A 10,346-nucleotide genomic window follows, 5' to 3' on the forward strand; every position below is an offset into this window, starting at 1 on the left:
TGCCGTTCTGACGCGCGGCACACATACGGCGATTTTGCAAAGATGACGATATGTTCGTTCAACAGGAGAAACGTATGAGCGATAGTGAAGTGCATACTGCTGAAAAAGCATCGGAAACACTGCCGCGTGATTCAGAAGAGCAACGCGGCAACGCGCGGGACAAAAGAAAGCCTTTTTATAGAAAAAAGGTCTGCCGCTTTTGCACGCAGAAGCTGAAGATGAATTACAAAGAACCCGACGCGCTGCGCCGCTTTACGACGGAGAGCGGGAAAATTCTGCCGCGCCGGATTACCGGCACCTGCGCCAAACATCAGCGGGGACTTACGCTTGAAATCAAACGCGCGCGCGCTATCTGCCTGCTGCCGTTTGTCGCGAATTAGTCGCGTTGGCGTTCGGTGTCTGCGCTGAACGCAACACCCGCCTCTGGTCAACTCCGTCCAAAGGCGGGGCATTTTTTTGTACGGATTTGAAACGAGGAGCTTGGAACATGAAAGTCATTTTGAATCAGGACGTAGAACAGCTTGGCGAAGAGGGAGAGGTGAAAAATGTCGCGAATGGGTACGCCCGCAACTACCTTTTCCCGCGAAAGCTCGCGGTGCTGTACAGCGACCGCGCTGCTGCCGTTTTTGAAGCGCGCAAGAGCGAAATCGAGGCGCGCAGACAGGCAAAACGCACAGACGCTTCGAGTCTGAAGTCCCGGCTGGAGGAGCTTACGCTGGAGCTGTCTGTGCCGGTCGGTCGAAATGGAAAACTCTACGGTGCCGTCACCAATCACATGATTGCGGAAGAATTAGGCAAGCGCGGGTTTGAGATTGAGCAGAAGCGCATAGAACTGCCGGGCACCGCAATTAAGCATACGGGGCGGTATACGGTTACTATCCGTCTGTACGAATCAGCGGTTGCCGAAATGCCGCTCGTCGTGCGGAGCCAGAGTGAAGCGCGTCCGTCTCTTACAGGCGCGCAGCCGCCAAAACAAGCGGCTCAGCCGAAATCGGCGACGGAAAACACGGACGGCGCGCAAGCCGAATAATGGCGCTGCTGCGGGATTCTATCCCGCCGCACAGCGAAGCGGCGGAAGAGGCGGTTTTGGGCGCGGTGCTGCTGGACTGGCAGGCGATAGGCAGGGTCATCGCGTACCTGCGCCCCGAACGCTTTTACCTCAAGCGCAACGAAATCGTGTTTGCCACGATGCTTTCTCTGTTTCAGAAGGGAGAGCAGTGCGACCTGCTCACGCTGTGCGAGGAGCTTCGGTCGGCGGGGCAGCTTGACGCGGCGGGCGGCGTCGCCTATGTAACGTCGCTCACCGACACGGTGCCGACGAGCGCGAACGTCGAGTATTACGCGCGGGTAGTGCTCGACTCGTCGATACGGCGGGATTTGATTAAAATAGCCGCCGAAGTTACCGCCGATTCGCACGATGAAACGAAAGAGGCGCGGACGGTTCTCGAAGAAGCGCAGAATAAAATCTACGCACTCACCGACCTGAACAACACCTACGACATAAAAGACCCTCGGGACAAAGATTTCGGCGTTCTGCCGGTCATAAACCTGATAGAGCAGCGTACCAAAAACCGCGAGGCGTACACCGGAATCCCCTCCGGACTCACGGAACTCGACGCGCTGACGAGCGGGTTTCAGAACTCGGAGTTTATAATCATCGGGGCGCGCCCGTCTATGGGGAAAACCGCGCTGGCGCTATCTATGGCGCAGCATATGGCGCTCGACCAGAACATTCCGGTCGGCTTTTTTACGCTCGAAATGTCTATGCTGCAAATCATGCTGCGCATGCTGACGCAGGAATCGAAGATTCCCGCCGAACATATCAAAAACGGCTTCATGAAAATCAGCGATTTTCAGCGTCTGCAAGACGCCGGCGCCCGCCTGTACGAGGCGCCGCTGTGTCTGGTGGACGCGCCGAACATGAAGCTGCTCGACCTGCGGGCGCTCGCCCGCCGAATGGTGTCGGCGTATCACGTAAAAATCATCTTTATCGACTATATTTCGCTCGTTTCGCTCGAAAACACGTACAACAAGCCGCGCTTCGAGCAGATTGCCGAGATTTCCCGCTCGCTCAAGAGTCTTGCCCGCGAGCTGGAGATTCCGCTGGTGGTGCTGTCGCAGGTGAGCCGCGACGCGGAGGAAAAGGAGCCGAATCTGGCGAACCTGCGGGAATCCGGCTCGATCGAGCAGGACGCCGACGTGGTGCTGTTCATTCACCGCGACCGGCAGAAGCAGGCGGAGGAAAGCCCGCAGCAGCTTGAGGCGAAGCTGATCGTCGCAAAACAGCGGAACGGTCCTATCGGCACGGTGAAAATCGTCTTTCTGCCGCAGTTTACCAAGTTCGAGAACCTTGCGCGGGGATAAGCTCTTGTAAACAACAGCTTATCTCCTTCTCTTAAAAACTACTCTTGATTAAACATATCTGTTGATAAATAGGTAAATCCGGAATCCGGCAGAATAGCGACGATGGTTTTGCCTTTATTCTCCGGCCGCCTGGCAAGTTCTGTTGCGGCGTACACCGTAGCTCCCGATGAGGCGCCTACGAGAATGCCGTCCGCCTTGGCGATTTTCCGTGCGGTTGCGTAGGCGTCGTCTGCCTCAACGGCGATGACCTCATCATAGATGTTTCTGTTTAGTGTTTTGGGCAAGAAACTCTCCGGCACGCCGACGACCGGATGAACGCCGGTTATGTCCCTGTCCGGAAATTTGCCGTCCGGGGTTGGCAGCGTATTGGGGCCGGGCTGCACCACAACGACTTTTATGTTGGGGTTTTTCGATTTTAAGTATTCCCCTGCGCCGGTTATGGTACCGCCGGTACCCGAACTGGCAACAAGAATGTCAACTCTGCCTTTTGTGTCCTCCCATATTTCTGGTCCGGTGGTCGCCCTGTGTATATCGGGGTTAGCGGGATTGGCGGTTTGATTCAGCAGTATATATTTAAGCCCCGTTTCCCTGGCTTCTTTCTGCAACTCGCTGTCAAGCGCCCCAAATGCCGCGACAATATCGCCGTGGGTTTCCTGAACTATCTTTAACACCGCGGGGACACTGAATAATCTCCGCGTATCCGCTCCAAATGCCCTCATTATTTTAAACCGTTCCTCGCTCACGTTGTCCTGGACATACACCCTGAATTTATAGCCCTTGGCTGCCGCATAGGCCGCAAGCCCTATGCCGGTATTTCCGCTGGTTCCTTCAACGATTAGCGTGTCCTTTGTCAGCTTGCCGCTGGCTTCCGCAGCTTCAATCATAGACAACGCGATCCGGTCCTTCACGCTGCTCAGGGGGTTGAAATACTCCAGTTTCCCGATTATCGCGGCTTCCAGTTTGTTTGCCTTTTCATAATTGGTCAGTTCCACCAGCGGGGTATTCCCCACTAATTCCGAAATCGACTTGTACACGCCGCCTCTTGTTTTGTCTCCCATGATATGACGTCCTTTTCTCAAATTTTATGCAAATAACCACCGTTTTGGATATTTGGCATGAGCCGACTAGATTTATATACTAGCGAACTCATAGAAATAATAGTATCAACAGTAAAAAAGTCAAGCCTTATTCGTAAAAAGGCAAAAAAACATTCAGCATAGAATAAACTTCTCCACGGCTACGGCGTCCGCGTCTCCGAACAATTTCAGGCAACCGGAGCAGCCGGAGACGCGGCCGTTGACGACCATATGGTCACCGAGGTGGTATATCGGCTGTATGGTTTGACGGAAGCGGAGATTAAGGCGGCGGACGGGACAAAGCGAACGCCCGACATTTGTTGCCCTCGCCGAGCGGCTCGTTGCTTGCGACAGACTCGCCGCATACCGGTACAGGCACAGAGGCAAAGCCTGTGTGCGGCAAACGGCTTTCGCGCGGGTTTTGCCGGGCGCATATTGCGTTCGGCTTTGCCGAACGTTCGGGTTTTTTGAGGAAACCCGACAGAGAGGCGGAGCGGGGCTGCCCAGACGCGGCGTGTAACTGGGCGGATATAAAATATATCTAGGCAGTTATGCCGTGTAACTGCCTTAATCCAAGTCAAAACTGCCTTGCTGTAAAGCAAAACTGCCTTAATACAAAGTGTAACTGCCTTGTAACAAAGCAAAATTGCCTTGTTACAAAATATAACTGCCTTAATTCAAATCGTAACTGCCTTAATACAAAATAAAATAAGGCAGTTTTGAAGCAAGATAAGGCAGTTATAAAACAGAACAAGGCAGTTATGGAGTGAAACAAGGCAGTTGCAAAGTATAACAAGGCAGTTTTGTGATAAAACAAGGCAGTTTTGCGCCCTCTGTGGACAACGATATGCCCGCCGTGACGCTTGAACTGTATGCGATAGTAGGGGATAATGCTTATAAAAGAAGGTGGCATTGTGTCAACAAAGCGCCAAGTCTTTAGCTTTGTCAGTTTACTGTCTAATTCTTACTTAAACTTACAAAAAAAATGTAGTATAATAGCATTATGAATATGATTACAGGCGAATTGATAACCCTATTCAATTTTTTGCTGCCCGGGTTTATCACCTCATTTCTCTTTTATTCTTTAACGGCGTTCCCCAAGAAGTCCGAATTTGAAGCAGTCGTGTTCGCGCTCATATACACAGTAATCATAAATGCGCTTGTGAAATCGCTTCCATTTAATGAAGCGCTCTGTTCAGTAGTTTTTGCAATGATTTTGGGGTTTTTATGGGCGTTTCTTTACAACAATGATATTATACATACACTATTGCGTTTATTAAGGATAACAAAAAAGACTTCATATCCGTCTGAATGGTATGGAACATTTTCTGCGACAGAGACATATATTGTTTTAGAGTTGAAAGACGAGCGGAGAATAATGGGTTATCCGCTGGAATGGCCAAACAATCCGCAACAGGGACACTTTGTTTTAGAGAATGCCGAATGGCTTATTGATAAAGACGGAAAATCTGCTACAATTCCATTACCGACTGTTTCAAAGATACTGATAGATGCTGCCAACGTTGAAATGGTCGAGTTTATAAAATTTGACGATAAGCTGGAAGGAGCGCAAAATGAATGCTGAAGCACCGAGACCGTTAATTTATAAAGACGGCAAGACTTGGATTATCGCACGGGACGGGCGAGGTTTGGTTGAAATTAAAAAACCGGCTGTACCGCCCCCGTCCCCTCCGCCAAAGGCACAGTCAAAATAATGCCTGCACACCGTGACGAATGAGAAGAAGCGCAAAATGAATGCCAAACAACTACAGCCTCTAATGAATGGGGAAAATTGGACTGTCTTAACAAGGGATTGCAATCCCGTATTGGTTGAAATTAAAAAACCAGCCCTACCGCCTCCTTCGCCGCCACCGAAAGTGCCGTCAAAATAATCGGCTCGCTGGAAATCGGCAGCAAAGAGTAAAACCTTATGTCCATAAACCGCCTCATCCTCGGCGACAACCTTGAAATCCTCAAAACCATAGAAGCGGACAGCGTGGATTTGATTTACCTTGACCCGCCGTTCTTCAGCAACCGGAACTATGAGGTCATCTGGGGAGACGCGGGCGAAGTCCGCAGCTTTCAGGACCGCTGGGCGGGCGGCATAAGCCACTATATAGACTGGCTCAAAGAGCGCGTCGAGGAAATGCACCGCATACTGAAGCCGACGGGCAGTATCTTTCTGCACTGCGACTGGCACGCAAACGCATATATTCGGGTATTTGTTTTAGACAAAGTTTTCGGAGAAGACGGTTTTATAAATGAATTTGTTTGGAAAAGAAGTTCCACCCGTTCCAGTATCTCTAAAGCCGCAAGAAAGAATTACGATACAATTTTCTATTATGCAAAGTCAAAAAACCATATATATAATCAGGTGTTTATGGGGCTTTCACAAGCATCTAAAGATTTGTACAAAAATAAAGACGAAAAGGGTGTTTATCAAACAGTGCCTTTATTGGTAAGCGGTAAACGCAACGGTGAAACAGGAAAAGTTTGGAAAAACATCGATCCAAACAAACACGGGAAAGAAGGCATGCATTGGGTTACAACTCCTGATAAATTAGATGAATATGATAGACAAGGTTTAGTCTACTTTCCTCCTAAAGGGGTAACTCCACGATTAAAATATTATTCAAATCAAAGCCCGGGCGTGCCATTAAGTGAAATATGGGATGATATACTATTGGTACAAAGACACGAAGCAATAGGCTACCCCACGCAAAAGCCGGAAGCACTGCTTGAACGCATTATCAAAATGGCAAGCAACGAGGGCGACACGGTGTTCGACCCCTTTGCCGGCGGCGGCACGACGATTGCCGTGGCGGACAGACTAAACCGCCGGTGGCTCGGCGTTGACCAGTCGGTGCAGGCGATAAAGGTTACGGAGTTCAGGCTGCAAAAACAGACGGATTTATTCACCGCGCCCTATACCGTGCAGCTCCATAAATACGATTACGATATGCTCCGCTACAAGGACGCGTTTGAATTTGAAAGCTGGATAATCGCGCAATGCGGGGGAACGCCCCAGAACAAAAAAGGCGGGGACAAGGGCATTGACGGCAAGGCTGCGGACGGCACGCCGATACAGGTAAAACGCTCGGACACTGTCGGCGTCAACGTAATCAAAAACTTTTCCGTATCCGCCAAGCAGTTTGACAAAAGCCTCTTTGAACAGAACGCGGCAGCCCTCAAGCCGGTCGGCACAATCATCGCCTTTTCTTTCGGCAGGGGCGCGATAGAAGAAACCTCGCGCCTTAAAAACGAAGAACGCATACTCATCCGCCTGCTCCGGGTTGAAGAGATAGTCCCCGTTGCCGTTAAGCCCGCTATCAGCGTTCATATCAGCGAAATGGAACAGGACGAAAAGGGAACGCGGAAGATAGCGTTTGCCGCGGCGGGACAAAGCCCCGCCGGAATCGAGTTTTATAGCTGGGACTTTATGTATGACGCCGAAAAGGGATTCAAGCCGCAGGTTTTGCTTGACAAAACAGGAACGCAAACCTGTTCGTTCAAAACAGGAAGCCATACTATCGCCATAAAGGTTGTTGACAATGACGGGCTTGAGAACACTGAGGTAATCAGGCTGAAGATAAACGGAAAAGTAGAACAGGTTACATAAAGGGAACGCGATAGGGAGCAGTCCACCGTTCCGGTCTAGGCGATAGACCGGACTCGGTTTTATTTCTTACACCCTACAATATAGCCGCCTTTAGCGGCTTAATCTGCTTCAAAACGTGTTCAATTTTGCGCTTTGTTAAAGTCGTTTCAATATGCTCCTGAAAGCGGAGAAAATAACCTTCTGAAAGACCAAAAAGCGTGGTCAGCCGCAAATCAGTATCGGCGCTGATACCGCGTTTGCCGTTTACAATATCACTTATGCGGTTGGGAGGAATGTCTATAGCCCGCGCTAATGCGTTCCGGGACAGGTTATAGGGCTGCATAAACTCTTCTTGCAGATACTTGCCAGTGTGGTCGAGTTGAATATATGTATCCATAACAGGCTCCTTATCTATTCCGTATTACATACTACACAATACGTTTTATTTTGCCAAGAGGGGAACCTTCGCTGGCTCCTTAATGATAATCTGTAATCTCGACATTTTCGGCATTATTGTTATTCCAATAGAAACAAACGCGATACTGGTCATTAATTCGTATAGAATGCTGCCCTTTCCTGTCCCCTCTGAGCGCTTCAAGACAGTTCGACGAAGGTATCCTTAAATCCTCGATGACACTTGCGGCATGAATAGCGGTCAGTTTGTTGAATGCCCGTGCTTGAATGTCCGTCGGCAATCTCTTTGACACCGTGCCATTAAAGATTTTCTGAGTTTCCTTATCATTGAATGATTTAATCATCGTCTCTCTGTCAAATATGACTAAGTCTTGAAAGCGTGTTGTAAATCCCTTGCATCATCCTACTAATCAACCCGCGGAAAAGAAAGAGGACTGTGATTGTTCCACTTTAAAACTGAAACGAACCGTTCGGAAATATCCCGACGCTCCGGTGTGTCAAAAGAAAGCAACGCACCGCTTCCGGCAAATTTCGGCGTTGCCAAACGACAGATAGGTGCGGTATCTTTCCTCTTTATCATTTTTAGCTCTGGAGGTAGTCATGCAGACGGAAAAAGCGGCGCAGAAAGTGAACGCGAGCGGCACACAGGCTTCCACCTCCATGCCTCTGCCTGTGTGCCTTTCAATATGTGCCGCGGAATTTCTCAGGAAACTCGATAACAAGCCTGCGGTATGCGTCCGTAGTGGAGTCGCCGGATGACTTGCCGCGCCTTCCCTCGCCTTATCTTGTGCCTCGCCGGACCGCTCGCCGCGGGTAAAAACGCCGTGGCGGATATCCTCGCCGCGCACGAGTTTGCCTGCGTCGACGCGGACGCGCTGGCGCACCGCGTCATTGCCGAAAAACGGGACGAAATCGTGCGCCTGTTCCGTCGCGACGCGGAGCGGGCGGGAATCAGCCTCATTTCGGGCGGGGAACTGAACCGCAAAGCGCTCGGCTCGCTCTTGTTCAAAAACCCCGCGCTGCTGGCGCGGCAGGAAGCGCTCGTCCACCCCGAAACGGAGCGGCTCATTACGGAGTTTATCGACGCGCACCCCGACCGGCACGTCGCGATCAACGCCGCCGTGCTCTGCAAAACGGCGCTTATGGCGCGCTGTCCTCTCGTCCTGTACGTCGACGCTCCTCGTATCGTCCGGTTTTTCCGCGTGCGGCGGCGCAACCGGCTTCCGGCGCGGCGGATTCTGGAAAGATTTCGTGCACAGCGGCATATCCGTTCTCAATACAAACGCGCGAATGCCGATATATACACCATATGGAACAATGGGAGCTTCGCCCACCTTGAGCAAAAGGTGGACAATTTTCTCCGCTACTGCGAAAAGAGAGGGTATGTGATATGGAAGAAGGAAAGCGAACTTTATGGATTATAGCTGCGGTCGGTGTTTTTTTGTCGGTGGTTACCGGAACCGCATTGCTGCTGTACACGCCGCGTTCCAAAAACGCTTCAGCCGCGCCGGTGTCCCCGCAAGCAGTGAGCGGTATAGGGACGATTCCGCCGCCACCGCTCCCCCGTCCAACGGAACCGCGGCCTGTCGGCGCGGAGGGCATAGGTTCCCCGTTGAATGAAAGTGCACAGCAGCAGCCGAATGCCGTGCTGCCGCAAAAGGCGAACGACGTAACGGTGTACGCGGAGAATGCGCACGTATACGGAAGCTCCACAACGATTGATTTAAATGCGCTTAAATCGGTGCCGGCGAGCGTAACGCCCGAAAACGAGGCTGCGCGCAAGGCGGTCGCCGCCGCTGCCGAGAAAAAAGCCGCGGAGGTGAAGCGGGCGGCGGAATCAGCGCAAAATACGGCACAGAATGCGGCGAAGCTTCCCGCCGCAAAACCAACTAAACCCGCCCCGACGCCAGCTCCGAAAGCCAAAACAGCAGCGGGAAAAGAATACTGGGTGCAGGCCGCGTCGTTTACGGTTCGGAAAAACGCCGAATCCGCGCTTGCCGTGCTCGCCGAGAATAAACTGCAAGGGGAAATATTTACCCATATTGACGCAACGGGCAAAACGTTTTACCGCGTCCGCGTCGGACCGTATGCGACCGAAACCGAAGCGAAGTCCTGGCAGGAGCGAATCGCGCTCATAGACCAATTCGCCAAAGCTACCACATTCGTATCAGCGGCGCGATAGCAGCATCAAAGTCGCTCTGGGGTGTGCTCGGGGAAATTTCAGCTTGCCTCCAAATAGCTTTATAGCGCGCATTTCCAGCATTAATCGCGGCGCTTTTGCCGAAAACGCGCACAAAGCCGCTTAAACTCCTCCATAAAGGATAGCATGAAAATGCTACCCCTTTTTTGTCTGCTTATTGTCGCGCACGCCGTCCGCGCAGAAACTGTTTCGCTTGCGTCCGCGCTTTTGTTTGAGGCGAAAGATTCGCCCGCGCTGACGCAGTCTGCTTCGCTGTTCGCCCGTTACGAGCGGTGCGTGTTTTTCGCGTTCGTCTCTGCCGATATGCACGAGCTGTCCGGTATAGCCGCTTTTGCAAACGCGGAATTGACGAGCGAATTGGCGGGGCAAATCCGGCTTTTGCCTGCGGTTACGCTGTTAGGCGGCAATCTTGTCAAAGGCAACGCACTGTCCCGCCTTGCTAACCCGGTTATTGTGTCATATCTTACCCCGACCGGGCGGATAACTCTGCCGCGAGCGGGCGCCGGCAGCGCCGTTCCGCGTACCAGCGGGAGTCATGTGGGCGCCGTTGCGGTGCGCTTCGTGCTTCCGCCTTTTTCGGGCGCGGCGGGCATAGTCCGCGAAAGCCCGGTCGAGCTTTACCCAAGCAAAACGGCGCAGGGTTTGACGCTCACCCTCCCCCTTGCCCCGGGCAAAACCGCCCCCCGCTTCCCCG

The 10,346-nt window shown here is 51.9% G+C and carries 13 protein-coding genes; 9 read left to right on the plus strand and 4 right to left on the minus strand.

The window, feature by feature from the left end; all coding sequences use genetic code 11:
• Positions 1–74: 74 nt before the first annotated feature.
• The 3 genes from rpsR to dnaB all read left to right on the plus strand — a co-directional run bounded on the left by rpsR (position 75) and on the right by dnaB (position 2,364).
• Positions 75–380: a 30S ribosomal protein S18 gene (rpsR, locus tag AWU74_RS02215; RefSeq protein ID WP_059370904.1), complete on the plus strand. Its 306-nt coding sequence runs from the start codon at positions 75–77 to the stop codon at positions 378–380.
• 107 nt (positions 381–487) lie between these two features.
• A complete protein-coding gene (gene rplI / locus AWU74_RS02220; RefSeq protein WP_059370901.1) occupies positions 488–1,030 on the plus strand; it encodes a 50S ribosomal protein L9 in 543 nt (180 codons plus the stop codon).
• On the plus strand, positions 1,030–2,364 hold the full coding sequence (gene dnaB / locus AWU74_RS02225) for a replicative DNA helicase (protein ID WP_059370903.1): 1,335 nt from the start codon (positions 1,030–1,032) through the stop codon (positions 2,362–2,364). The genes rplI and dnaB overlap by 1 nt, the downstream gene beginning before the upstream one ends.
• Before the next feature lie 38 nt (positions 2,365–2,402).
• On the opposite strand, the gene AWU74_RS02230 is transcribed toward dnaB, so the two are convergent.
• The gene (locus AWU74_RS02230) at positions 2,403–3,422 is read right to left on the minus strand and encodes a PLP-dependent cysteine synthase family protein (protein WP_062327122.1); all 1,020 of its coding nucleotides are present in this window, start codon (positions 3,420–3,422) and stop codon (positions 2,403–2,405) included.
• 410 nt (positions 3,423–3,832) lie between these two features.
• Here AWU74_RS02230 and AWU74_RS11430 point away from each other — a divergent pair, with 410 nt between their 5' ends.
• The 3 genes from AWU74_RS11430 to AWU74_RS02245 all read left to right on the plus strand — a co-directional run bounded on the left by AWU74_RS11430 (position 3,833) and on the right by AWU74_RS02245 (position 7,059).
• On the plus strand, positions 3,833–3,985 hold the full coding sequence (locus AWU74_RS11430; RefSeq protein ID WP_162481849.1) for a hypothetical protein: 153 nt from the start codon (positions 3,833–3,835) through the stop codon (positions 3,983–3,985).
• Between the two features lie 458 nt (positions 3,986–4,443).
• Positions 4,444–5,025: a DUF6338 family protein gene (locus tag AWU74_RS02240; RefSeq protein ID WP_162481755.1), complete on the plus strand. Its 582-nt coding sequence runs from the start codon at positions 4,444–4,446 to the stop codon at positions 5,023–5,025.
• 345 nt (positions 5,026–5,370) lie between these two features.
• On the plus strand, positions 5,371–7,059 hold the full coding sequence (locus tag AWU74_RS02245) for a site-specific DNA-methyltransferase (protein ID WP_062327126.1): 1,689 nt from the start codon (positions 5,371–5,373) through the stop codon (positions 7,057–7,059).
• Between the two features lie 73 nt (positions 7,060–7,132).
• On the opposite strand, the gene AWU74_RS02250 is transcribed toward AWU74_RS02245, so the two are convergent.
• The 3 genes from AWU74_RS02250 to AWU74_RS11435 form a co-directional block, all read right to left on the minus strand.
• A complete protein-coding gene (locus tag AWU74_RS02250) occupies positions 7,133–7,435 on the minus strand; it encodes a HigA family addiction module antitoxin (protein WP_059370572.1) in 303 nt (100 codons plus the stop codon).
• Between the two features lie 79 nt (positions 7,436–7,514).
• Positions 7,515–7,796 (minus strand): type II toxin-antitoxin system RelE/ParE family toxin, encoded by a 282-nt coding sequence (locus tag AWU74_RS02255; RefSeq protein WP_059370570.1) that lies wholly within the window; start codon positions 7,794–7,796, stop codon positions 7,515–7,517.
• 153 nt (positions 7,797–7,949) lie between these two features.
• Entirely contained in the window at positions 7,950–8,114 is a 165-nt protein-coding gene (locus tag AWU74_RS11435) for a hypothetical protein (RefSeq protein WP_187149449.1), read from the minus strand.
• A gap of 93 nt (positions 8,115–8,207) precedes the next feature.
• Here AWU74_RS11435 and coaE point away from each other — a divergent pair, with 93 nt between their 5' ends.
• From coaE to AWU74_RS02270, 3 genes are all read left to right on the plus strand, one after another.
• A complete protein-coding gene (gene coaE, locus AWU74_RS02260) occupies positions 8,208–8,876 on the plus strand; it encodes a dephospho-CoA kinase (RefSeq protein ID WP_162504686.1) in 669 nt (222 codons plus the stop codon).
• Positions 8,843–9,634 carry an SPOR domain-containing protein gene (locus tag AWU74_RS02265; RefSeq protein WP_062327129.1) on the plus strand — a complete coding sequence of 264 codons (792 nt, stop codon included), beginning with the start codon at positions 8,843–8,845 and terminating at the stop codon, positions 9,632–9,634. The genes coaE and AWU74_RS02265 overlap by 34 nt, the downstream gene beginning before the upstream one ends.
• A 144-nt stretch (positions 9,635–9,778) precedes the next feature.
• A partial coding sequence (locus AWU74_RS02270) for a hypothetical protein (RefSeq protein ID WP_162504687.1) occupies positions 9,779–10,346 on the plus strand: 568 nt, incomplete at its 3' end.

The organism is Treponema endosymbiont of Eucomonympha sp. (genome assembly GCF_001028545.1).